General features: G+C 68.2%; 19 protein-coding genes. 14 read left to right on the top strand and 5 right to left on the bottom strand.

The window, feature by feature from the left end; all coding sequences use genetic code 11:
* Positions 1-10: 10 nt before the first annotated feature.
* On the top strand, positions 11-415 hold the full coding sequence (locus ACQPYH_RS24750; RefSeq protein ID WP_432875747.1) for a hypothetical protein: 405 nt from the start codon (positions 11-13) through the stop codon (positions 413-415).
* Here ACQPYH_RS24750 and ACQPYH_RS24745 read toward each other — a convergent pair.
* Positions 392-901: a winged helix-turn-helix transcriptional regulator gene (locus ACQPYH_RS24745; RefSeq protein ID WP_432875744.1), complete on the bottom strand. Its 510-nt coding sequence runs from the start codon at positions 899-901 to the stop codon at positions 392-394. The genes ACQPYH_RS24750 and ACQPYH_RS24745 overlap by 24 nt on opposite strands.
* Before the next feature lie 54 nt (positions 902-955).
* Here ACQPYH_RS24745 and ACQPYH_RS24740 point away from each other — a divergent pair, with 54 nt between their 5' ends.
* Positions 956-1,414 (top strand): nuclear transport factor 2 family protein, encoded by a 459-nt coding sequence (locus tag ACQPYH_RS24740; protein WP_432875742.1) that lies wholly within the window; start codon positions 956-958, stop codon positions 1,412-1,414.
* Here ACQPYH_RS24740 and ACQPYH_RS24735 read toward each other — a convergent pair.
* From ACQPYH_RS24735 to ACQPYH_RS24725, 3 genes are read right to left on the bottom strand one after another with little or no spacing between them, the layout of a single operon-like run.
* Complete coding sequence (locus ACQPYH_RS24735) at positions 1,404-2,129, bottom strand: DUF4386 domain-containing protein (protein ID WP_432875739.1); 726 nt, start codon at positions 2,127-2,129, stop codon at positions 1,404-1,406. The genes ACQPYH_RS24740 and ACQPYH_RS24735 overlap by 11 nt on opposite strands.
* Positions 2,126-2,365, bottom strand: a complete 240-nt coding sequence (locus tag ACQPYH_RS24730) for a hypothetical protein (protein WP_432875736.1) — start codon at positions 2,363-2,365, stop codon at positions 2,126-2,128. The genes ACQPYH_RS24735 and ACQPYH_RS24730 overlap by 4 nt, the downstream gene beginning before the upstream one ends.
* A gap of 54 nt (positions 2,366-2,419) precedes the next feature.
* Positions 2,420-4,969 (bottom strand): LuxR C-terminal-related transcriptional regulator, encoded by a 2,550-nt coding sequence (locus ACQPYH_RS24725; RefSeq protein WP_432875733.1) that lies wholly within the window; start codon positions 4,967-4,969, stop codon positions 2,420-2,422.
* 104 nt (positions 4,970-5,073) lie between these two features.
* Here ACQPYH_RS24725 and ACQPYH_RS24720 point away from each other — a divergent pair, with 104 nt between their 5' ends.
* From ACQPYH_RS24720 to ACQPYH_RS24710, 3 genes are all read left to right on the top strand, one after another.
* Positions 5,074-6,126: a M4 family metallopeptidase gene (locus tag ACQPYH_RS24720; protein ID WP_432875731.1), complete on the top strand. Its 1,053-nt coding sequence runs from the start codon at positions 5,074-5,076 to the stop codon at positions 6,124-6,126.
* Positions 6,127-6,253: 127 nt separating this feature from the next.
* Positions 6,254-8,005 carry an ABC transporter ATP-binding protein gene (locus ACQPYH_RS24715; RefSeq protein WP_432875728.1) on the top strand — a complete coding sequence of 584 codons (1,752 nt, stop codon included), beginning with the start codon at positions 6,254-6,256 and terminating at the stop codon, positions 8,003-8,005.
* Positions 7,998-9,782 carry an ABC transporter ATP-binding protein gene (locus ACQPYH_RS24710; protein ID WP_432875726.1) on the top strand — a complete coding sequence of 595 codons (1,785 nt, stop codon included), beginning with the start codon at positions 7,998-8,000 and terminating at the stop codon, positions 9,780-9,782. Before ACQPYH_RS24715 ends, ACQPYH_RS24710 begins: the two co-directional genes overlap by 8 nt.
* On the opposite strand, the gene ACQPYH_RS24705 is transcribed toward ACQPYH_RS24710, so the two are convergent.
* The gene (locus ACQPYH_RS24705) at positions 9,779-10,192 is read right to left on the bottom strand and encodes a cupin domain-containing protein (protein WP_432875724.1); all 414 of its coding nucleotides are present in this window, start codon (positions 10,190-10,192) and stop codon (positions 9,779-9,781) included. The two genes, ACQPYH_RS24710 and ACQPYH_RS24705, sit on opposite strands and share 4 nt — an antisense overlap.
* A gap of 104 nt (positions 10,193-10,296) precedes the next feature.
* On the opposite strand from ACQPYH_RS24705, the gene ACQPYH_RS24700 reads away from it, so the two are divergent.
* The 9 genes from ACQPYH_RS24700 (at position 10,297) to ACQPYH_RS24660 (ending at position 22,514) form a co-directional block, all read left to right on the top strand.
* Entirely contained in the window at positions 10,297-11,313 is a 1,017-nt protein-coding gene (locus ACQPYH_RS24700) for a ferritin-like domain-containing protein (RefSeq protein ID WP_432875721.1), read from the top strand.
* A 115-nt stretch (positions 11,314-11,428) separates the two neighbouring features.
* A complete protein-coding gene (locus tag ACQPYH_RS24695) occupies positions 11,429-12,367 on the top strand; it encodes an ABC transporter ATP-binding protein (RefSeq protein ID WP_432875718.1) in 939 nt (312 codons plus the stop codon).
* On the top strand, positions 12,367-13,725 hold the full coding sequence (locus ACQPYH_RS24690; RefSeq protein WP_432875715.1) for an ABC transporter permease: 1,359 nt from the start codon (positions 12,367-12,369) through the stop codon (positions 13,723-13,725). The genes ACQPYH_RS24695 and ACQPYH_RS24690 overlap by 1 nt, the downstream gene beginning before the upstream one ends.
* 123 nt (positions 13,726-13,848) lie before the next feature.
* Positions 13,849-16,491 carry an alkaline phosphatase family protein gene (locus ACQPYH_RS24685; protein ID WP_432875712.1) on the top strand — a complete coding sequence of 881 codons (2,643 nt, stop codon included), beginning with the start codon at positions 13,849-13,851 and terminating at the stop codon, positions 16,489-16,491.
* 27 nt (positions 16,492-16,518) lie between these two features.
* Complete coding sequence (locus ACQPYH_RS24680; protein WP_432875710.1) at positions 16,519-17,172, top strand: DNA/RNA non-specific endonuclease; 654 nt, start codon at positions 16,519-16,521, stop codon at positions 17,170-17,172.
* Positions 17,169-17,546, top strand: coding sequence for a hypothetical protein (locus ACQPYH_RS24675; RefSeq protein ID WP_432875709.1), 378 nt, complete (start codon positions 17,169-17,171; stop codon positions 17,544-17,546). The genes ACQPYH_RS24680 and ACQPYH_RS24675 overlap by 4 nt, the downstream gene beginning before the upstream one ends.
* Before the next feature lie 121 nt (positions 17,547-17,667).
* On the top strand, positions 17,668-19,689 hold the full coding sequence (locus ACQPYH_RS24670; RefSeq protein ID WP_432875706.1) for a HelD family protein: 2,022 nt from the start codon (positions 17,668-17,670) through the stop codon (positions 19,687-19,689).
* 26 nt (positions 19,690-19,715) lie between these two features.
* Positions 19,716-20,993: a hypothetical protein gene (locus ACQPYH_RS24665; protein ID WP_432875703.1), complete on the top strand. Its 1,278-nt coding sequence runs from the start codon at positions 19,716-19,718 to the stop codon at positions 20,991-20,993.
* Between the two features lie 66 nt (positions 20,994-21,059).
* A complete protein-coding gene (locus tag ACQPYH_RS24660; protein WP_432875701.1) occupies positions 21,060-22,514 on the top strand; it encodes a glucose-6-phosphate dehydrogenase in 1,455 nt (484 codons plus the stop codon).
* The last annotated feature ends 44 nt before the right edge of the window (positions 22,515-22,558 follow it).

The raw sequence follows: 22,558 nt of genomic DNA, 5'->3' as shown, positions 1-22,558 counted from the left end.
GGGTTGGGGCGTGACGAGTTGGCGCGATGAACGGCGGCAGGCGGCGGTCGAGCATGCGGCTGCGCTCGAACGCCGGAAGGCCTCGGAGACCGCTCAGGCCCGTCAGCTCCTCACCGACTTCATCGCGACGCTCCGCGAACGCGGCGTCGAGCCGGAGCTGTTGCGCGCGCCGGTCGTCGGGACGAATACGAGCTACCGGACCAACCTCACCGGGTGGTACCTGCGCCGCAACCGCGCGCTCGCCGTGGATGTCGAGGGCAACTTCTACATCCTTGGCGTACCGGCGAGCTTGAAGGCCCGCGTCGCCGGGGTGCACGTCGTACCGTCGGACCCGCCGCTGATCGTCGGCCAGGGCGCCCGCGACGGCGAATCATTGCCTCTCGCCGAGCTGCTACGCCTTCGGCTTGAGTCCTGACAGCACGCTTTCGATGAGTGCCGTGCCGGGCGCTGTCCGCCCGCCCGGTCCAGGCGAAGGCATGACGTCGTCCATCTCCAGCGTCTCGCCGCACTCCGAGCAGCACACCGTTGCCGTCGTCACCTTGCCGCAGGTCCTGTGCGTGAACCGGAGCGGCTGGCCGCCCGGGGGAGTTGCCCACCGATCGCCCCACGCGGTCAGCGCGATCAGGATCGGCACCAGCTCCTGCCCAGCCTCGGTCAGCTCGTAGCTGTACCGGACCGGGTTCTGCTGGTACGGCGTACGTCGTACCAGGCCGCCGTCGACGAGGGTCGTGAGCCGATCGGTGAGGAGATTGCGGGAGATCCCGAGGTCCGTGACGAACTGGTCGAACCGGTTCAGGCCGAGGTAGAGATCGCGCAGCACCAGCGGCGTCCACCAGTCGCCGATCAGCTCCAGGGACTGGGCGAGCGAGCAGTGCATCGAGGCGAAGCTGGTGTTCCGCATGCCCCTGAGTGTAGTCAGTTGCGGCATTGAACTCACTCACCCTAGGGTAGTCGTATGGGCATTTACCACCGGATCGTGGCGCGGCAGGTGCGGAACGCGTTCGCGCAGATCAGCGCGGGCAACTGGGAGGCGATGGTGGCCGGGATGGCGCCGTCGTTCACGTACCGGTTCTACGGGGATCACGCGCTGGGCGGCGAGCGCCGTACTCATGACGCGCTGCGGAGCTGGTGGGAGCGGTGCTTCCGGCTGCTGCCGAACACCCGCTTCGAGGTGCGGGACGTGCTCGTCAACGGCTGGCCGTGGAACACGCGCGTCGCGACAGCAGTCACCGTCCACGTGGGCGTCGTGGACGGTTCGACGTACGAGAATGTCGTTCATCAGTTCCTGCGGATCCGGTGGGGCAAGATCACCGAGGTGCGGACGCTCGAGGACACCGCCGTACTGGAGAGGACCCTCGACCGGCTGGCCGCGGCGGGGTACGCCGAGGCGCACGCCGCGCAGATCACTGGTTGAGACCGGCGGGCTTGAGACCCTTGAAGGTCATGTAGAGGCCGATCGACAGCTCCCAGAGGGCGACCGGAACGGTGGCGATCCCCGACAGCGCGGACAGCTGGGTGTTGTGGCCGAGGACGGTCAGGATGTTGGCGGTGAGCAGCAGCGGTGCGCCGATGAGGCCCATGATCGGCATGAAGCGCGGGACGCGGCGGGAGCGGTACATCAGGGTGCCGAGCAGGATCGCGCTGATCGCGGGCATCATGCCGGGGCCGAAGAGGAAGGTCCAGTTGCGGACCTCGACGAGAGCTTGGCCGACGGTGGCGAGCGCGGCGGAGTCGGTGCCCTGAGCGCCCGCGAGATCCTGTCGCAGGGTGACGACGGCGACGAGACTGACCACGCCGATCATGATGACGGCCGCCTCGAGCGTCCGTGAGGTGACGAAGCCGAGCGCCAGGGACTCCTTGTACCGCTTCATCACCGGGAACAGCGCGACGGCGCTGCCGATGCCGGCGATCGCGTTGACGAAGTCGAGCAGGCATCCCCACAGCACGCGGGTGTCCTGTCCGGCGCCGAGGATGTAGTCGTGGTTGTTCAGTACCGGCCCGATCAGGAACAGCGCGGGCATCGAGGCGGCGAAGGTCACCAGGTAGAAGATTCCGGCGGCGCGGGCGTGGCCGCGGTCCGGATCGGTGGTGCCGACGGTGGTGGTCGGAGCAGGTGCGGTGATCGTCATGACAGTTTCCTTTGCGTTTGATCGGGATCGACCCGGTCGACCGAGAGCAACGGCAGACCGAGGTCGCGGAGTCGCTGGAGCAGTCCGTGCAGGGCTGCCTGGTCGGCCACGTGGCCGTGGATGACGGTGGTGCCGTCGGTGCGGGCACTGACGGTCAGTCCGTCGAACCACGCGGCCCACCGGGGATCGATGCGCCCTTGGAGGCGGATCTCGTACCAGGCTGATTCGTGGTTCATGCCTGCAAAGTAGGAGCGGGCCTGGTGACCGCGCATCACATCATGTGGTGATCTTCAGCGGGTGAGGAGACCGAGCTGATGGGCCCGCCGGATCGCCGCGCGGCGGTTGTTCACGCCGAGCTTGGTGTAGATGTGTTTGGTGTGCGTACGCACGGTGTTGAGCGACACCACGAGCTCCCGTGCGATCGACGGACCGTCGAGTTCGCTCGTGAGTAACCGCAGTACGTCGAGCTCGCGATCGCTCAGCGGATCGATGAGCGTCTGCGGGGTGCTCACGTGTGTGGGTCGACCGGCCGCGTCCAGGAGCCTTCGCGCGTACGGCGATCGGATCCGCTGCAGCATCGAGGTGCCTTCGCTGATGAAGACGCGGACGTATCCCTCGGGTTCGGCCAGCGCCAGCGCTCGCTCCAGCGGGGCAGGATCGCGGGCGGCGAGTGCCTGGAGGACGAGAATCTCGATCAGGCTGCCGGTCCGGTTCTCCGCGGCGGCTCGCAGCCTTCCGAGAAGCGGTACGGCGTCCTTGCGCTGGGCCATCATGAGCCGGGCCAACGTCACGTGTTCGTACTCGTGCAGATAGGACAACTCATCAGGCAGGCTCTCTCCCCACTCCTGCGCCGCGGAGAGGTCGCCTCGCCTGATCAGCAGTCGTGCTCGTACGGCGGTCAGCGGGCGGACGTTCGGTGAGAAGTCGCCGACGTACACCTTGATCGCCGCGTCGAGCAGCTCGAGTGCGCTGTCGAGATCCCCTTCGGCCTCGCGGATACGGGCCATCGCGAGCCGCCAGCGGTACGGGTTCTGCGGGAGGTCGGCGCCCAACTCCTCGGCTCGACGCAGGTAGTCGGTGGCTGCGTCCAGGTCGTTCCGTTCCCAGGCGATCCGGCTCAGACCGACGTACATGTCGGAGGTGCCGCGCATGCCAGGGCCGGCGAGGTCCAGGGCTCGTTCGAGCGTCGCCTGGGCTTGGCGGAGCCGGCCTTGGGTGATCTCGAGGTCGGCCAGTGTGACCGAGCAGCCGAGGACGTCGGCGATGTGGCCGGCGCGTTCCAGCCCTGCCGCAGCAGCGGCGTACCCGCGGTGGGCGGACTCGATATCTCCACCGGCCCAGGAGGCTAGAGCCGATAGCGCCGAGGCGGCCGACGTGGTCAGGTCGTCGCCGGGGAGGGCGAGCTGGATCGCCACCGCGGCGTGCTCGATCGTGCCGACCGGATTGCCGGCAATGAGGTCGAGTGCTGCCCGGTAGGTCTCGATCGCGCTCGGCAGGCGTTCGAGCTCTTCGCGATCCACAACCACGAAGTCGTCGCCAGAGAGCTGTCGCTCGATGTCCTGGAGCCGTTGCTCGACTCCGGCGAACTCGTTGCTGGCCATCAAGGCCCCGACGAATCCGATCGCGAGCACCGGCCGCCGCCGTACGACGTCGTCGGGGATGTCGTCGAGCCAGCGCCGGATCGTGGCCTCCTGCCGTTCGCGCCTGAGCCCAGGGACGGCGAGCTCGACGAGGTCCGCGGCATGGTCCACGTCTCCGGCCGCGACGGCGTGGTGCACGGCCGCCACTGTGTCGCCCGCATCGTCGTACCACTGGGCGGCGCGTCGGTGCAGTTCCGCGATGTCGCCGCGCTCGGCGAGCAGACGCGCCCGCAGTACGTCGGCGAAGAGGTGGTGGTAGCGGTACCACTGCCGACGATCGTCCAGAGGTACGACGAACAGGTTCTGGCGCTCGAGCGATTCGAGCATCGCTCTGCCGCCGGGCTGCCCGGTGACGGCATCGCACAGCGGGCCGGTCAATCGATCGACCACGCTCGTCTCGAGCAGGAACCGGCGTACCTGCTCCGGTTGGCGATCGAGGACCTCGTCGACGAGATAGTCCACGACGTACCGGTCGTCGCCGGCGAAGTCGTCGATGAACCCGCTCGCGTCGCTCCGGCCGCGCAACGAAAGCGCCGCCAGTCCGAGAGCGGCGATCCAGCCTTCGGTGCGTTCCTCGAGCGTCGCGATCGCGTCGGCATCGAGCCCTGTCCCGGTGAAGTAGCTGCGCACTTCTTCGAGCGTGAAGCGCAGGTCGGCGGCACGTACTTCGACGAGCTCGCCGCGAGTGCGCAGCCGTGCCAGAGGGAGTGCGGGGTCGGCCCGCGTGCTGATGAGCAGGTGGAGTTGGGGCGGGAGATGGTCGAGCAGATAGGTCATGCCCCGGCTGATCTCCAGGCCGTCGGCGAGGTGATAGTCGTCGAGGACAAGGTCGATCTCTTGAGGCAGAACACTGAGTTCGTTGAGTACGCCGACGAGGACCGTCTCGATCGGCGCGGGACCGGACTGGAGCAACGCCAGGGCGTCTTCCGCAATGCCTGGTGCGGCGCGATCGAGCGCGGTCAGGACGTACGTCCAGAAGGTGACGGGATCCCGGTCACTCTCCTCCAACGAGACCCAGGCCGCGTCATCGGCGGCCCACGCCGAGACGAGTGTGGTCTTGCCGAAGCCGGCCGGCGCGGACACCAGCGTGAGCGCGGTGCCGTCCTTGCGCAGCAGGCGTTCGTCGAGCCGCGGTCGATGCACCAGCCCCTCGCGACTCCGCGGCCGATACAGCTTCGTCTCGACAAGAAGTCCGGCCATCACACCCCCTCCGGCACGACATCGTTGACGACATCTTCCCCCGCCGGGAACCTCGATTTACCGTGTGGAAGCAACTTTCCCTGCGAGCTGGACCGGAGCGGGCTATGCCGTCGAAGACCTGGAGTACGAGTATTGCGTTGACCTCGGCGGCCGTGCTGGCCCTGGCTGCCGGTGTAGCCGCACCCGCCGCCGATGCGAAACCACCGACGGGCGGCACCACCGCGAAAGCGCTGGTGTTCATTCCCAACCCGGTGCAGTCGAGCGGTGACGAATCGCTCACGGACCAGAAGGATTCGGCGACCGCGGTCCCGCAGGGCCAGTACTACGAGGTGACGCTGACCGACCTGGACGGGTCGGGCTACCTGCGCGGCACCTGGGCGAACGTGCGCAGCGCGACCGGCACTCCGGCGTACACCACCGACGGGACCTATTTCTACAACCGCCACGACGACCAGTTCGAGCAGGTGATGGCCTACTTCTGGGGGACCCAGGCGCAGAAGTACTTGCAGTCGCTCGGCTTCGGCCGCGACCTGCCGCCGGTGAACGCCGAGAGCCAGGACTACAAGGTGGACCAGTACGGCCTGGACAACTCGTTCTCCCGCGACGACCACGACACGATCACGCTGGGCAAGGGCGGTGTGGACGACGCCGAGGACGGCGAGGTCATCGTGCACGAGACCGGTCACGCCGTGCACGACGCACAGGTCCCCGGCTTCGGGACGACCCTGGAGGCCGGGTCGATCGGCGAGGCGTTCGGCGACTACTTCGCGGTGACCGTCGGCGACTGGGTCGCGAAGCAGAACGGCGTACAGGTCAACGCACCGCTGGCGTGCGTGGCGGACTGGGACTCGGTCTCGTACACCTCGACGGTGCCGCACTGCTTGCGTCGTCTGGACGCCGGCAAGCACTACCCGCAGGACGTGGTCGGCGAGGTGCACGCCGACGGCGAGATCTGGTCCCAGGCGCTGTACCAGATCCGCATGGCCCTGGGCCCGGCGGTTGCCGACCGGATCATCATCGACGCGCAGTTCGGGTTCGATCCGGGCACCAGTTTCGCGGCGGCGGCCACGCAGACGGTCGCGACCGCGCGGTCACTGTACGGCGCCTCACAGGCGGCTGTGGTCCAGAAGGCGTTCGCGGACCGCGGCATCCTCTGACTCCTCCGATTGCGGGCCCGGCCGGAAACTCGGGTGCATTCTGTCGGTGGGGGCGGTTACGGTCGGTCGAGTGCTGACTCTGCTTCGCTACGGCGTTCGTGTTGCACCTGGGAGCACCCTTCTGACGATGGGTCTGGCTGTCCTCGGCTCGCTGCTGGGGATGGCGGTCACGCTGCTGACCGGCGGCGTCGTCGGAGCGGTTCCGGGTGTCATCGACGGACGTCCCGATGCGATGCCGCTCGGCGAGTTCAGCTGGCTGCTCGGCGGGCTGCTGGCGGTGTTCGTCATCGACAGCCTGACCCCGGCGCTGCAGCAGGTCGCCTCGCTGACGATGGACGCCGGCGTGGTCCGCGCGATCGGCACCGGCATCACCGAGCCGCTGCTGCGTCCGCGCCGTGTGCAGCACCTCGAGGACTCCGAGGTCCTGGATGTGCAGGAACGGGCGAAAGGCAAAGGCGGATTCCACCTCGCCCAAGGCATGAGCCAGATGCCGTACCTGCTCGCCAGCCGGATCACGCTGATCGGCTCGGCGGTGATCGTCGGCGCGATGTTCGCCTGGTGGGTCGCGGCCATGCTGGTCGCGATATCGCTGCTGCTGGAGTGGTACGGCGGTCGCATGATCGAGCGCGAGATCGACGTCTGGTGGGGCAATACCGAGGAGCAGCGCCGCGCGCAATACCTGTTCAACCTCGGCCTGCGCGATGCGCCGAAGGAGCTGCGGGTCTTCGGGCTGCATGACTGGGTGGTGCAGCGCTACATCAACGAGTGGACGGCCGGGTTCCGCGCGGTCTGGGACCGCCGTCGCGGCAACGTGAAGAGGTCGTTCCTGGTTGGCGGCCTCAGCCTGATCGCCAACGGCATCGCGATCGTCGCCGTCGGCCGCGCGGCGCTGAACGGCTCGCTGCCGCTGACCCAGGTGGCGACGACGCTGCCCGCGATCCTCGCGATCGGTCAGTCCAACAACGGGTACGGCGTGGTCCAGGTCCGTCGCGGACTCTCGGCGTACCGCGCGATGCGGGACCTGCCGCAGACGATCGCCGAGCGGCACCCGGAGCCGGTCGCCGACCTGAAGCATCGGATCGAGACGATGCCGGCCCGCGAGATCCGCTTCGAGAACGTCAGTTTCCGCTACCCGGGTTCAGAGGTCGACGTACTGCGCGGGCTCGACCTCACGCTGCACGCGCACGAGGCGCTCGCGCTCGTCGGTATCAACGGCGCCGGCAAGTCCACGTTGGTGAAGCTGCTCGGCGGTGCCTACAAGCCGACGAGCGGGCGGATTCTCGTCGACGGTGTCGATCTCGCGGAGCTCGATCTGTCGGCGTGGCAGCGGCGGGTCGCGGCGATCGTGCAGGACTTCCTGCGGTTCCCGCTGTCGGTCACGGACAACGTCGTGTTCGGCGCGGTCGAGCGTGCGGGTGATGAGCTGACGCTGGCCAAGGTCGCCCGTGAGTCCGGGATCGACGCTGTCGTGCGGGGTCTGCCGAAGGGCTGGGACACCGTGCTGGACAAGACGTTCGACGGCGGAGTCGACCTGTCCGGTGGCGAATGGCAGCGGGTCGCGCTGGCCCGGGCGTTGTTCGCCGTACATTCCGGCGCGGGCGTGCTGGTGCTGGACGAGCCGGCCGCGGCGCTCGACGTACGAGCAGAAGCCGAGTTGGTCGAGCGGTATCTCCAGCTGACGTCCGGCGTGGCGTCGTTGATCATCTCGCACCGGTTCTCGGTGGTGCGCAACGCCCACCGGATCTGTGTGTTGTCCGGCGGACGCATCGTCGAGGACGGCACCCACGAGGAGCTGCTCGCCACGGACGGGGAGTACGCCACGATGTTCCGGCTGCAGGCCGAGCGGTATGTGACCGGACCGGAGGCCGTCGATGCCTAAGACGTTCCGCATCCTCTGGCTCTGGCTGAGTACGTCGTTCCGCGCGGCGCCCGGGCTGATGACGATCTCGGCCGTCCTCGTCGCGGCCCGCGCCATCACCGCACCGGCCCAGACGTACGGCGTGAGCCGGCTCGTCGACGGGATCGCGTCGGACAGCTCGGACACGATCGCGTTGGGCGTCGGGATCATCGTCGGCGGCCTTGCGGTCTCGTTCGTCGCGGACGGACTGGGCTGGCCGCTGCAGGACACCGCGCAGGAGCGGATGGCCGGGCGCGTGCACGCGGACCTGTTGGACGTGACTACCGGGATCCCCGGCCTGTCGCACCACGAGCGGCCCGATGTCGCGGACCGGCTCGAGCTGGTTCGCGAGCGCGCGTGGCGGATGGGCGTCGGCGCCGAGGTGCTGCTGTGGGCATTCGCCACGGTGACGAACACCGCGACCGTGCTCACGCTGCTCGGGTCGGTGCATCCGGTGCTGCTCGCGCTTCCGTTGCTCGGCGGCGCGCGCATCTGGTCGGCGTACCTGAGCAGCACGCGGCAGCAGAAGGCCTGGGAGGATTCGCTGCCGCAGGAGCGCTTGGTCGACCGGCTGATCGAGGTGGCGAAGGATCCGCGGACAGGTCTCGAGCTGCGGGTGTTCGGGCTCGGGAAGGTCTTGCTGGACAGAATTTTCGCGCTGCAGACCGAGCGGTTCGCCCGCCGGGTCGCTGCCGCCCGCTGGGGCGGCAAGGTCGACAGCTCGGTGCGGCTCGTGTTCGGTCTCGCGTACGCCGCGGCCATCGTCTGGGTGGTCGCCCGCGCCCGGAACGGGCAGGCCAGCGCGGGCGACGTCGTACTCGTGCTGCTCCTCGCGCCGCAGGTCGATCAGATGACCGGCGGTATCGCGCAGAACGTGTACTGGGTCGGCGAGGTCGTGCGCAGCTTCAGCCGCTACGACTGGCTGCGCGAGTACGCGAAGCAGAACTCGTGGCGCTCCAGCGCGACGCCGGCCCCGGAGCGACTCAGCTCGGGGATCGAACTGCGGGACGTCGGATTCTCCTACCCAGGTTCGGAATCCGCGGTCCTCAGCGGCATCAACCTCACGCTGCCGGCCGGCGCAGCGGTCGCGCTGGTGGGGGAGAACGGCGCCGGAAAGACGACCCTGGTCAAGCTGCTCGCGCGGATGTACGACCCGACGACCGGAAGCATTCGGATCGACGGCGTGGACCTCGCGACGATCCAGCCGGACGAGTGGCGGTCGCAGCTCTCGGCCGGGTTCCAGGACTTCGTGAAGTTCGAGCTGACCGCGCGGGAGGTCGTCGCGATCGGCGACGTGGCGCGTGCCGACGACGAGGACGCCGTACGGACCGCGATCGTGCGCGGTGATGCGGAGTCGGTGATCGCCGGATTGCCGCGGGGGCTGGACAGCCAACTGGGCAAGAAGTTCACCGATGGCGTCGAGCTGTCCGGCGGGCAGTGGCAGCGGCTCGCGCTGGCCCGCGCGTTCATGCGCGAACGTCCGCTGTTGTTACTGCTCGACGAGCCGACGGCAGCGCTCGACCCAGAGGCCGAACACCGGCTCTACGAGCAGTACGCCGATGCAGCGAAGATCGCGGCAGCCGAGACCGGCGGGATCACGGTCCTGGTCTCACACAGGTTCTCGACCGTCCGGATGGCCGACCTCATCGTCGTCATGCACAACGGCCGGGTCGAAGAGTTCGGCACCCACCCCGACCTGCTCGCAGCCGGCGGCCGCTACGCCGAACTCTTCGAACTCCAAGCCCGCGCCTACCGCTAGGCCTGCACCCGCCGATCCGCACGCTCAGCCAGCTCGTCCTCATCGACCAGCGTGATCATCTGCCCGCCCGGCGCGCACAACATCGTCACGGTGAACTTCAGCGGGATGTCGGACCGGTTGTTGCCGTCGTGGTAGTGGATCACGTCGCCGCCCGGCTCCCAGAACGCCTCACCGGCCTTGATCACCCGCGGCGCCTCACCCTCGAGCTCGAACAACATCTCGCCCTCGAAGACGTACCCGAACGCGGGCCCGGAGTGCCGATGCGGCGGCGCACCGGGATCGCCGGCCGGGTACTCGATCACCACCGTCATCGCGTGGAACCCGTCAGGCACGAACGGCGGCTCAACCTCCTGCAACATCGTGAAAGCGTTCTGCCAGGTGCTGGACCGCTGCTCGGTCGTGTCGGTCATCGAAGCTCACCTTCCAGTCGGTATTCGAGTCTCTCCACACAAGACAGCGCAGCGCGCCGCGGTGTGACGGTCACACGGGAGCGGGCTGGACTGTCTTAACGGGTATGAGCCAGCGCATCGAGACCCTTGACGATCTTCACCGGCACCTGCAGTGGGCGATCGAGCTCGAGCACGCCACGCTCCCGCCGTACCTGTGTGCGCTGTACTCGCTGGACCCGGCGCGGAACCCAGATGCGGTGGAGCTGGTGAGCAGCGTGTTCGTCGAGGAGATGATCCACCTCTCGCTGGCGGCCAACCTGTTGAACGCCGTCGGCGGTGAACCTCGGCTGGACTATCCGGGCATGCTTCCCAGTTACCCGCGCCGGCTGCCGCACGGTCAGGTCGAGCTGTCGCTGTTGTCGTTCGGGCCGGAGGCGCTGGAGATGTTCCTGCGGCTCGAGAAGCCCGAGGCACCGGGCTCACCGGCCGAGAGCGATCACTACGAGACGATCGGGCAGTTCTACGACGCGATCGAAGAAGGTCTGCGCTACCTGTGCGAGACGCTCGGCGAAGAGAAGGTGTTCTCCGGCGACCCGGCGCGTCAGGTGACGGCGGGACCGTTCCAGCACACCGGCGGCACAGCGCAACCCATCACCGATCTCACGTCGGCGCTGGCTGCGCTGGACGAGATCGTCGAGCAGGGGGAGGGCACGTCGCGCGGTGAGGTCTGGGACGGCGACCACGACATCTTCCACCCGGACCGCGACGAGGTCGCGCACTACTTCCGCTTCCTGGAGCTCAAGCTCGGCCGGCGCTATCAGCGCGGCGACACTCCGCAATCCGGTCCGACCGGCGAGCCGATCACGCTCGACCCGGCAGGTGTGTCCCCGATGCAGCCGAACCCGCACCGATCGGACAACGCGCACATCCGCGCCGCGCAGGAGGAGTTCGACGACTCCTACTGCACGCTGCTGTACGTTCTCGAGCAGGCGTTCACCGGCGAGCCGACGCTGATCCGCGACTCCGTCCGCGCGATGTACGGCCTCAAGGCCGAGGCGCTGAAGCTGATGCAGCTCAGCGAGGACGACCGGACGGTCGCAGGCCCGACCTTCCTGTACGTCGATCCGGAGCAGCGGCGCTGAGCAGCGGACAACTGAGAGCCCGCTGAGACGTTTGGCAGAAAGAGCCGCTTCTAGTTCGCCATTTGTTAACGTTCGGTCTTCACCTGACCGTACATTCCTTCCTAATGTATTAACCATGGACACACCGCCCGCTGTCCGTGCCCGCGGAATCACCAAGTACTTCGGTGAGGTCGTCGCGCTCGACGGTGTCGACCTCGACGTCGCACCAGGCCAGATCCACGGCATCGTCGGACCGAACGGCGCCGGCAAGACCACGCTTCTCGGCCTGTTGCTCGGACTCGCCGTCGCCGACCGCGGCACGCTCGAAATCCTCGGTACGCCGGTCGGCCGAGCCCTCGCCGTACCGGCAGGAGTCGCCGGCTTCGTCGACGGACCCGGCCTGTACCCGTCGATGACCGCCAAACAGAACCTCGCCGCCCTGGCCATGCTCCGCGGCGATGAGACCCAGACGATGAACATCGACGAGGCGATCGCCCAGGTCGGCCTCACCGATGTGGCCGACGACCGCGTCCGCGGCTTCTCGCTCGGCATGCGCCAGCGCCTCGGCCTCGCCGCCGCCCTCCTCACCAAGCCCAAGTTGCTCGTTCTCGACGAGCCCTCCAACGGCCTCGACCCGGCCGGTAAGAAGCACGTGTACGGCGTACTCACCCGCCTGGCTGCCGACGGTACGGCGGTGATGCTCTCGAGCCATCGGATGGACGACGTCGAGCAGCTCTGCTCCGAGGTGACGATCCTGTCGACCGGACGGGTCGCGTTCTCGGGACCGATCAGCAAGCTCGCCTCCGAGGACAGCGAGCTCGACTACCGGGTGCTCACCTCGAACCCGGCCGCTGCCCGCCGGATCGCTCGCCAGACGAACGGCATCCGGCTGCGCGACGACGGGACCGTCAAGGACGGCGTAGAGCTTCTCGTCATCTCGGCGCCGATCCCGTCGCTGGACGAGTTCGTGAAGCGGCTCGTCGACGACGGCATCGCAGTACGCGAGCTGGCACCGGTCGTCTCGCCCCTCGAAGCCGCGTTCCTCGCCCTCACCGAGCAGCAGGAGAACAACTGATGACGGCCACCGCCGCCACCACCAGCAGCACTGTCGATGCCCCGGTGGCCCGGAAGGTCTCGGTCGCGCGCGGGTATCGCTTCGAGCTCGTCAAGCTGCTCTCGCAGTGGCGGGTCCGCGTCCTGATCATCGCGTGCTGGCTGGCCCCGGCGGCCTTCGTCGCCATCATCAGCCAGCAGGCCTCGCTCCCGGTCGACACGCTGTTCGGCCGGATGATGCACGCGACCGGATGGGCCGGACCCCTTGTCCTGCTGGGCTTCTCGGGATCGTGGGCGCTGCCGCTGCTGACGTCGCTGATCGCCGGTGACGTGTTCGCGTCCGAGGACCGACTCGGCACGTGGCGACACCTGCTGGTGGCGGTCCGCTCGCCGCGCCGCATCTTCGTCTCGAAAGCACTGTCGAGTCTGACCGTCATCCTCGTGCTGGTGATCGGGTTGGTCGTGTCCAGCACAGTCAGTGGCCTGCTGGTGGTCGGCAACCGCGAGCTGATCGGTCTCGACGGGCACATGCTCTCGCCGGGGCACGCGGCCGGGGCGGTCTTCCTCGCTTGGCTGTGTGCACTGACTCCGACCCTCGCCCTCGCGGCGATCGGCCTGCTCGGCTCGGTCGCGCTCGGCCGGTCGCCCATGGGCCTCCTACTCCCGGCAGTGGTCGCGTTGGCGATGCAGATCGTCCAGCAACTGCCGGTCCCGGTCGCCTTCCGGCTAGCCCTTCCCGGCTACGCGTTCATCAGCTGGAACGGTCTTTTCACCAGCCCGGCACAACGCGGGCCTTTGCTGATCGGAGTCGCAGTCAGCCTGGTCTGGGCGATCGTCGCGACCGGCCTCGCTTACTTCCTCTTCGTACGCCGTGACTTCACCAACCCGACGCACGACGGCTCCGGCCGCCTCGCGTTGACAGCCGGCCTGCTGCCCCTCGTCGGACTACTCGTGGTCAGCACCGCGGTCATCGCTCCGGTGAGCGGCTTCGGTTCGGGCATCGACCAGGCCAAGGTGCAGAAGGCCGTCGCGATCGAGTTCGCGCATCTCTACCGTCTGCAGACCAAGCAGCTCAATCGGGCCGATGTCACCGAGGAGCAACTGCAGAGCGCCGCCGAGTGCACCAAGGGCGGCGACCAGGTCGCCGCGCGCGGGCCCGGCAATGACTGGCGCTGCGTCATCAGCTGGCACATCCCGGGGGTGGCGGCCGCCGGCTCGGCGATCTACCAGCTCGACATCAACCCACTCGGTCGGTACGTGTCCGACGGGGACGGACCGAAAGAAGTCAACGGCTTCTTCCTGGTCCGGACCCCATCGGGAGACGAACCGAACCCACTGTGGCAGTTCGACGGCAATATCGAACTGCTACCTGCCAAGTAAGACCAACCCGAAGGGATAGCTCCCATGCAGGTAACACGCCGCCGCAGGCGTGACGAAAAGGGCTCGTCGAGCCGCCTCCGGCGCAGAGTACCACTGCTCACAGCAGGCACCACGGCTGTTGCAGTGACGCTCGCAGGCACCGCGGTCGCCTCGACAACCGGCTTCGGTCACGACCAGGTCGGCCAGGTCACCGACAAGGGCCAGGTCATTTCGTCCGACCAGTACCTCAAGCCCCTCGGCGACCGTCTCGTCCTCCAGAAGGGCAAGATCATGTCGTCCTCGGTCAGCCCGGACGGCAGCCACATGGCTGCTTCCGTGACCGACGGCGGGATGGCCCTGGCGATCGTCGACCTGAAGAACTGGAAGGTCCAGCAGTACATCGGCAACAACGCTGCCGCGGACCTGAAGATCCCCGGCAACGACATCGGCCAGGAAGGCCCGACGTACTCGCCGGACGGTCAGCAGGTCTGGCTGGGCCAGACCGATGGTTACCGGAAGTTCACCGTGAATTCGGACGGCTCGCTCGCGAACCCGACGTTCGTGGCCATCCCGGCCGACGGCGCGAAGCACTCGCTAGCGGCCGAGGCCGTGTTCTCCGCCGACAGCTCGACCGTGTACTCCGCGGTCAACGGCCAGAACCGCGTGATCGCGATCGACACCGCGACCGGCACGATCAAGCAGAGCTGGGCGACCGGCAACGCGCCGCGCGACCTGGTCATGGTCGGCGGCAAGCTGTACGTGAGCAACGAGGGTGGCCGGACCGCGAAGCCCGGCGACACGACGCTCGATTCCTACGGCACGCCGGTCGTCGCGAACCAGAACTCGATCACCACGACCGGCACGGTCAGCGTGATCGACACGACGAACCCGTCCGCCGCCGTCGGCAGCATCCCGGTCGGTCTGCACCCGACCGCGGTGTACGCCAAGAACGGCGCCGTGTTCGTCGCGAACACCTCCAGCAACACGGTCTCGGTGATCAACACCAAGTGGGACAAGGTCACCCAGACGATCGCCACCCAGCCGTGGAACGAGGCATCGGTCGGCTACGAGCCGGACGGCATCACGCTCACCGACGACGGCCACCTGCTGGTCTCGCTCGGTCGCGCGAACGCGGTCGCGGTCTACAAGTACAAGAACCCGCTGGAGCCGGTCAGCTACGTCGGCCTGCTGCCGACCGACTACTTCCCGGCCGAGCTCGCGCAGGTCGGCAAGGACATCGTCGTGTCGAACACCCGCGGCGTCGACGCCCGTCGGGACACCACGGCCGCCGGCCGGGGTACGCACGACACCACGTCGAGCCTGACCAAGTTCCAGCTGCCCGACGACCACGCCATCCAGAAGCAGTACACCGGTCAGGTCTTCGACCAGAACGGCTGGACCAAGGGCTCGGCGCAGCTCGCCACGGACAAGGGTCACCGCAACCCGGTGGCGGTCCCGGCGAAGCTCGGCGACCCGTCGACGATCAAGCACGTCTTCCTGCTGGTCAAGGAGAACCGCACCTACGACCAGGTGTACGGCGACATCCCGGAGGGCAACGGCGACCCGGCGCTCACGCAGTACGGCGAGAACGTGACGCCGAACCAGCACGCGCTGGCCAAGCAGTTCGGGCTGTACGACAACACCTACGACGTCGGCACGAACTCCGCCGAGGGTCACAACTGGCTGATGCAGTCCGACAACCCGGAGTACACCGAGTCGTCCGCCGGTGAGTACCTGCGCAGCTACGACACCGAGAACGATGCCCTCGGCCACCAGAAGAGCGGCTTCCTCTGGACCGGGGTGCAGGCGGCCGGCAAGACCGTCAAGGACTACGGCGAGTTCCTGTCGATCGAGCAGAAGCCGGCCGGTGCGAGCTGGCAGAACCTGTACTGCGACACCAAGCAGATGCAGGGCGGCGCCGACACGAAGTACCCGATCCAGGTTGGCTCGGCGATCCCGTCACTGAACAAGGTCGCGGTCCAGGGCTTCCCGCAGTTCGACACCACGGTGCCGGACGTCTACAAGGAACAGGTCTGGGAGAAGGACTTCAAGAAGAACGGTCCGGCGAACCTGAACATGTTCTGGTACTCCAACGACCACACCGGCGGGACGGCGAACGGCCCGGCGCAGGTGGCCGACAACGACCTGGCCGTCGGCCGGACCGTTGACGCGATCACCCACAGCAAGTACTGGAAGGACTCGGCGATCTTCATCGTCGAGGACGACTCGCAGGCCGGCCTCGACCACGTGGACGGTCACCGGGCGCCGATCCAGATCATCAGCCCGTACGCGCAGCACGGTGCGGTCGACAGCCACTACTACACGCAGATCACGATGATCCGGACGATCGAGCAGATCCTCGGGATGAAGCCGATGAACCAGAAGGACACCGCGGCCACCCCGATGTTCGGCGCGTTCACCAACAAGCCGAACCTCACGCCGTTCACCGCGCTCCCGAACCGGACCTCGCTGACCGGTGGCGTCAACCCGCTGCCGACCTGTGGCGCGGACGTGCCGGCGGCGCAGAACCCGAACGTCGCACCGGTGCCTTCGGCAACGGTCCCCGCCGCGATGAGCTCGATGGCGGCGACCTGGTCGGCGTGGAAGGACCAGCAGCACACGACCGGTCCGAACGCGAAGGCCGACTACGCCAACCCGTCGCAGATGAACCACTACGACTGGTACGAGGCGCACAACTGGTCCACGCCGTACCCCGGTGAGGCCAAGATCGTCGCGCCGAACGACGTACCGGGCGCGATCATCCCGGCGAACGAAAGTGATGGCTGAGACACCTTGATGGGGTAGAAACGTCCCATGCCTAAGGAGCGGGCGCCGGCCCGGATCGAGCAACCTGCCGATCCGGCCGACGTCCGCTCCGTCGGTTACGGCCCCGACGCCGTGCCGCTGATCCCGGCCAAGTACGCCGGCCTGGCGGTCCACCACGAGAAGTCGGGACAAGGGGAGCGGTGGAACCCGGACCTGATGGATCCGGAGCCCTCGTCGGTCTACCTGGTCGACGACCGGTTCCTGTACGCGACCGACAAGGCGGGCCGCGTCGTCCACGCCGAGGGCTGGCTCGGCTGGTTGCCGTCGGAGCAGAACGGCGAGCGCCGAAACCTCGACGCCCAGCTGGAGGCGGGCGAGCCGGACCGGCAGCGGACCGACGACGGCGGCCACCTGTTCGCGACCAAGTTCGCCGGGCCGGGGGAGTCGATCAATCTGACCGCGCAGTCACGCGCGCAGAACCGTGCGGTCAAAGGCAGTGAGAACTGGCGGCGGATGGAGGAGAGCTGGCAGGCGCTCCGCGCGGCCGGGGTCCAGGTGCACGCGACCATCGACCTGAAGCACCCGGACGGCAGGTCGCGCCGGCCGTCCAGCCGGACCGTCCAGGACCGGCACGACGGCAGCCGATCGCCGCGGCGTATCTTCAGGGAGACCACACCGCAGCCGTCCCGGGGATACGAATGAGCGAGATCGGCACCATCGACACGATCGCCCGAGCGTTGATCGCGGACCTGCCCGCGGGGTGGCGGGAGGTGAAGGGCGTCTACCGGTCGACGACGCCGTACGCCGAGCTCGACGCGACCGTCGACGGCGCGCAACTGGAGCCGCTGCCGGACGGACTCGAGGACCACTTCGAGGCACTGCGGCGGAAGATGTACCAACCGGGCAAGGGCACCTGGCTGACGGCGTCGATCAGCGTCACGTCGGACGGGCACTTCGCGACCGACTTCGACTACGAGACCGAGCCGGCCTGGTCGATGCCTGTCGACGCAGGTATCTACGCGGCCGAGCTGGCCGAGTTCCCGCGTGACGACGTACCGGGCTGGATGCGCGGCTAATTCGGTGGCGGTGCCCGAAGGCCGCTGGTAACGTCGCGAGCCTGTCTTTTTCGGGATCGAATCGAACCGGATGGATCAGCTCCGGGGCGGGACCCATGTTCACGATTCGAGGCACTCTCGCATGGCCGAACTCGAGGCCGAACGGGCCTTCCTGACCACCGCGCAAATCGCTCTCCACCGGATGTACGCCGAGGTCGTCGACCGCGACGTCCAGGTCATCGGCGGCGAGGACAACGACGAACGCTTCACCAACGAGGCCAACCAGCGGGCCAAGGAGATGCGCACCCACGCGCTCCTCGACCTGCCCGACGTACCGCTGTTCTTCGGCCGGCTCGATTACGAGCACGGCACGCTTCCCGACCTCGACCAGATCTACATCGGACGCCGGCATGTGCACGACGGCAGCGGCGTACCGCTGGTGATCGACTGGCGGGCACCGGTGTCGGTGCCGTTCTACCGGGCGACCCAGAGCGACCGGCAGCGGGTGCTGATGCGCCGCCGCTACGGGTTCTCCGACCACGCCGACCTGACCGGCTTCGAGGACGAGCCGCTGACCGGCGTCATCGAGACCGATCAGGCGGATGCCTTCCTGCGGGCCGAGATCGAGCGGCCGCGCACGGGTCCAATGCGCGACATCGTTGCCACGATCCAGCCGGAGCAGGACGACCTGGTCCGCGCTCCGCTGCACCCGAGCGTCTGTGTGCAGGGCGCACCCGGCACTGGCAAGACCGCTGTCGGTCTGCACCGGGTCGCGTACCTGCTCTACACCGAGCGCGAACGCCTCGGCCGCGGCGGCGTCGTGATCGTCGGCCCGAACCGCTCGTTCCTGTCGTACATCCGCAAGGTCCTGCCCGCGCTCGGCGAGGTCGACGTACGGCAGATCACCATCGACGAGCTGATTACCCGCCCGACCGCGGCGATCGACGAGACCGAGGCCGAGCGGCTGAAGGGCGATGCCCGGATGGCCGACGTCCTGCGGCGCGCGTTGTGGTCGTACGTCGGTACGCCGACCGAGGGAGTCCTTTACAGCAAGGGATCCCGGCGCTACCGGGTGCACGACTACGAGGTCGTCAACATCGTGTCGGACCTGCGTGAGTCGACCCGCTACGCGCCCGGCAGGAATGCGCTCGCGCAGCGGATCGCACACGTCGTACTCGTCCGGATGGAGGAGCGGGCGGAGTCACCGGACGACCGCGTGCAGAACGCTGTCGCCCGCTCGAAGCCCGTGAAGGACGTGCTCGACTCGGTCTGGCCCCGCGTCGCACCCGAGCAGATCCTGCATCGCCTCCTCTCCAATGCGGACTTCCTCGCCCAGGCCGCTCCGGCGCTGACGGAGGAGGAACGTACGGCGTTGCTGTGGAGCAAGCCGGTTCGATCGTGGAAGTCGGCGAAGTGGTCGTTCGCCGACACCGTCCTGCTCGACGAGCTCGAGGACCTGATCGAACGGCGTTCCGGCTCGCTCGGTCACCTCGTCCTGGACGAAGCGCAGGATCTGTCGGCGATGCAACTGCGGGCGCTGGGCCGTCGGTGCCGGACCGGTTCGGCCACTGTGCTGGGAGATCTGGCGCAGGCGACGACGCCGTGGGCCGCGGGTTCATGGGACCGCGTCCTCGGTCATCTCGACAAGAGCGACGGCGTCGTGGAGGAGCTCGATCGAGGGTTCCGCGTGCCTGAGCAGATCATCCGCTTCGCGGCGAAGCTACTGCCCGAGATCGCGCCGACCCTGAGTACGCCGAGCGGCGTCCGGACGGTCGCCGACGCGCTGAGCGTCGTGCCGGCCACTGAGTCGACTCTCGTGGACGAGGTCATCGCCGCGTGCAAGTCCGCGCTCGCCGGCGAAGGCTCGGTCGCACTCATCGCCGCGGACGACCAGGTAGCGAGGCTGCGCGACGTGATCGCCGCCGCAGGCCTCGAGGTCGCCCTGATCGGCGAGACCGAGGATGAGATCGACACCGTCCGGCTCGTCTGCGTACCGGCAACCCTCGCGAAGGGCCTCGAGTTCGACGCCGTCATCGTCGCCGAACCCGCCCACATCGTCGCCGCCGAGCCGCGCGGCCTCCACCGCCTGTACGTCGTCCTCACCCGAGCCGTCAGCCGCCTCCAAATCATCCACGCCGAGCCCCTCCCGAGTGCCCTCGGCTGATCCCCTCGCGCCGCTATCGTGGCGCGATGAAGCTCTTCGTGGTGGTCGTGATCGTGCTGTTCGCGGCCGGACTCACCTGGGGCATCGTCGCGCTTGTACGCCGGCAGCGGTATATCGACTCGTTGCGGGAGCGGGGCTGGAGTTTCGTCAACAGTCCGACGTTCGACGCCGTGGCGCGGTTGAACAATCCGCCGTTCGGGCTCGGATTCGTGCGGAAGCCCGATGACCAGATCACCGGCCTGACCGCGGCCGGGCGACCGTTCCAGGTGATCGAGTACAGCAGCTCGCACTGGTCGGGTTGGGTCGGCATGGTGACGTTGTCGCGGCGGCTGCCCGAGTTGTGGATCACCGGCGGTGACACCCGACCGCGGTACGGCGTCCTCGCGCACGCCGTGCCTGCTCCGCCGCAGCTGGGGCCGGGCTGGCAGGTCGGTGCGCTCGAGCCGGACTTCGCCGCGGAGCTGATGAATCCGCAGGTGTCTTCCCAGCTGAGCGCGATGGCCGCGGGCCAACCGGGGTTGAACGTTGGCATCGACAGCGATCAGCTCGTGGTGCTGAACCCGCCGCGCGAGAAGCCCGAGCTGCTCGCCGCGTGGCTGGAGCAGCTCGGCGCCATCGCAACGGCCATCGACGCGGCGCCGCTCGACCGTTGGATCCAGCCGGAGCCGCAGCCGCGGCTGACGTTCTATCACCACCCGGACTGGTACTGGATCGGCGTCGACGACAGCCTGCTGGAGTTCACGCCGGTGAACCGTGGCGGTCACACCCACAGCACCAGCGAGGTGATCCGCGGCCGGGACGGCGACGGGCCGCCGTTCGTCGCGTTCACGCACCATTGGAAGACGGCGCGGACCGAGTCGTACACCGACAGCGAGGGCCGCACGCAGACCCGGACGGTGACCGAGAACCACAGCGAGCCGATCCTCGGGTTCCAGCTGCCGATCCGGATGCCGCGGCTGGAGGTCGGGCGGAAGGCCTACAGAATTGGACTCAGCGGCGGCGGGATCAGCTTCGAGAGCGAGGCGTTCAACCGCCAGTTCGCGGTGCACTCGCCGGACCTGAAGTTCGCGTACGACGTGATCCATCCGCGCCAGATGCAGTACCTGATGGCGAACCCGCCGGCCTCGTTCACGATCGAGGAGGAGTGGGCCTGGTTCTCGCCCGGCGAGCACAGCCAGCCCGCGATCGCGGTCTGCTCGGAGTTCGTCCGCGGCTTCCTGGCCCGGGTGCCGCGATTCGTCTGGCGGAATCTCGGTCTCCCGGATTCCCCCTACCCAGCCCCTGAGATATCGCCCGTTTCCTAGCGGGAATGCGATTACCCTCGGCGCGGTTGCGTCTTTGGGTGTGGCTCCACGGATGAGCCACGAGTCTTGGGAGGCATCATCACAACGCATGCGGCCCTGCTACCGGTCGAGCGAACCTCGGCGGGTACGGACCAACGAACCCTGGTCATCTTCGGCGCCAGCGGCGATCTGAGCTCGCGGTTGCTGCTGCCCGGTCTGGGCAGCCTGCTCGCCGGACCGCGGGCGACCAGCGTGCGCATCATCGGGACCGGCCGGTCCCAGCTCGCAGCGGACGAGTGGGCGGATCGGGTCCGGTCCGCGTTCGCGAGCGTAGCGAGGGCATCAGACGGCACCGCCGAGTCCCGCGGCGAGATCAGTTCGGCGGCAGCGGACACGCTCGCAACGACGGAGTACGTCGCCGGTGACCCGACCGATGTCGAGCACCTCCGCGCGCTCCTGGAGCTCGCCGGTCCTGCGCCGGTCCTGTACTTCTCCCTCCCGCCGGCCGTGACGACCGCGATCGTCGAGAAGCTCCGCGAGCTCGAGCTGCCGGAAGGGACCGAGCTCGCGTTCGAGAAGCCGTTCGGCACCGACTCCGAGTCCGCCGCCGCGCTCAACCAGCTCGTCGGCTCGCTCGTGCCCGAGGAGAACGTGCACCGCGTCGACCACTTCCTCGGTCGCACCGCGGTCCTGAACCTGATCGGCCTGCGGTTCGCGAACCGTCTGTTCGAGCCGGTCTGGAACGCCGAGCACATCGAGAGCATCGAGATCGTGTACGACGAGACGCTCGGCCTCGAGGGTCGTGCTCAGTACTACGACAACGCGGGCGCGCTCGTCGACATGATCCAGAGCCACCTCCTGCTGGTCCTCGCGCTGCTCGCGATGGACGCACCGGCGACGATGGACGCCGTCGAGGTGCGCAGCGAGATGGCGCGTGCGCTGCGCAGTACGCATCTCTACCGCGACTCCGCGATCGAGGCGGGCCGACGGGCCCGGTACGCCGCGGGGATCGCGGACGACCGCGTGGTTCCGTCGTACGCCGATGAAGGCGGGGTCGACGCGGAGCGGGGGACCGAGACGCTGGCCGAGGTGATGGTCGAGGTCGACACGAACCGCTGGGCCGGTGTGCCGATCACGCTGCGCTCGGGCAAGGCGCTCGGGGTCGCGCGCAAGGAGATCGTGGTCAAGTTCAAGCCGCTGCGGCACCTGCCCTCCGGTCTGAACGGCGCGCGCGACGGCGAGACGCTGCGCATCGGTCTGAACCCGGGGGAGCTGTCCCTGTCCGTCCCCGCTCTGGGGGTCGACGGCCCGTACACGATGGGCCAGGTCTTCCTCGACGCGACGCTCCCGTCGTCCTCCGTCCTGCCGTACGGCGAAGTGCTCAGCGGCATCCTCCGTGGCGACCCACTCCTCTCGGTGCGCGGTGACGTGGCCGAACGGTGCTGGGAGATCGTCGAGCCTGTCCTCGCCGCGTGGCGCGCCGGCGAAGTACCCCTCGACGAGTACGACGCAGGCTCGAACGGACCGGCGACCTGGAAGTAATCCGGGCCGATATCGCACAGAATCTTGACACGGTTAAGTAAATA

Origin of the sequence: Kribbella sp. CA-245084 (assembly GCF_050942355.1) — a bacterium.
Lineage (GTDB): Bacteria > Actinomycetota > Actinomycetes > Propionibacteriales > Kribbellaceae > Kribbella.
Note: the sequence above shows the minus strand (reverse complement) of the source record. Positions and strands in the feature narration are given on the sequence as shown.

What these genes read in the sequence shown, in the direction of transcription:
- ACQPYH_RS24715 (WP_432875728.1), top strand. Translation starts at nt 6,254, where the DNA reads ATGGGTCTGGCTGTCCTCGGCTCGCTGCTGGGGATGGCGGTCACGCTG.
- ACQPYH_RS24705 (WP_432875724.1), bottom strand. Translation starts at nt 10,192, where the DNA reads ATGACCGACACGACCGAGCAGCGGTCCAGCACCTGGCAGAACGCTTTC.
- ACQPYH_RS24700 (WP_432875721.1), top strand. Translation starts at nt 10,297, where the DNA reads ATGAGCCAGCGCATCGAGACCCTTGACGATCTTCACCGGCACCTGCAG.
- ACQPYH_RS24695 (WP_432875718.1), top strand. Translation starts at nt 11,429, where the DNA reads ATGGACACACCGCCCGCTGTCCGTGCCCGCGGAATCACCAAGTACTTC.
- ACQPYH_RS24690 (WP_432875715.1), top strand. Translation starts at nt 12,367, where the DNA reads ATGACGGCCACCGCCGCCACCACCAGCAGCACTGTCGATGCCCCGGTG.
- ACQPYH_RS24730 (WP_432875736.1), bottom strand. Translation starts at nt 2,365, where the DNA reads ATGAACCACGAATCAGCCTGGTACGAGATCCGCCTCCAAGGGCGCATC.
- ACQPYH_RS24720 (WP_432875731.1), top strand. Translation starts at nt 5,074, where the DNA reads ATGCCGTCGAAGACCTGGAGTACGAGTATTGCGTTGACCTCGGCGGCC.
- ACQPYH_RS24680 (WP_432875710.1), top strand. Translation starts at nt 16,519, where the DNA reads ATGCCTAAGGAGCGGGCGCCGGCCCGGATCGAGCAACCTGCCGATCCG.
- ACQPYH_RS24675 (WP_432875709.1), top strand. Translation starts at nt 17,169, where the DNA reads ATGAGCGAGATCGGCACCATCGACACGATCGCCCGAGCGTTGATCGCG.
- ACQPYH_RS24745 (WP_432875744.1), bottom strand. Translation starts at nt 901, where the DNA reads ATGCGGAACACCAGCTTCGCCTCGATGCACTGCTCGCTCGCCCAGTCC.
- ACQPYH_RS24725 (WP_432875733.1), bottom strand. Translation starts at nt 4,969, where the DNA reads ATGGCCGGACTTCTTGTCGAGACGAAGCTGTATCGGCCGCGGAGTCGC.
- ACQPYH_RS24665 (WP_432875703.1), top strand. Translation starts at nt 19,716, where the DNA reads ATGAAGCTCTTCGTGGTGGTCGTGATCGTGCTGTTCGCGGCCGGACTC.
- ACQPYH_RS24670 (WP_432875706.1), top strand. Translation starts at nt 17,668, where the DNA reads ATGGCCGAACTCGAGGCCGAACGGGCCTTCCTGACCACCGCGCAAATC.
- ACQPYH_RS24710 (WP_432875726.1), top strand. Translation starts at nt 7,998, where the DNA reads ATGCCTAAGACGTTCCGCATCCTCTGGCTCTGGCTGAGTACGTCGTTC.
- ACQPYH_RS24735 (WP_432875739.1), bottom strand. Translation starts at nt 2,129, where the DNA reads ATGACGATCACCGCACCTGCTCCGACCACCACCGTCGGCACCACCGAT.
- ACQPYH_RS24740 (WP_432875742.1), top strand. Translation starts at nt 956, where the DNA reads ATGGGCATTTACCACCGGATCGTGGCGCGGCAGGTGCGGAACGCGTTC.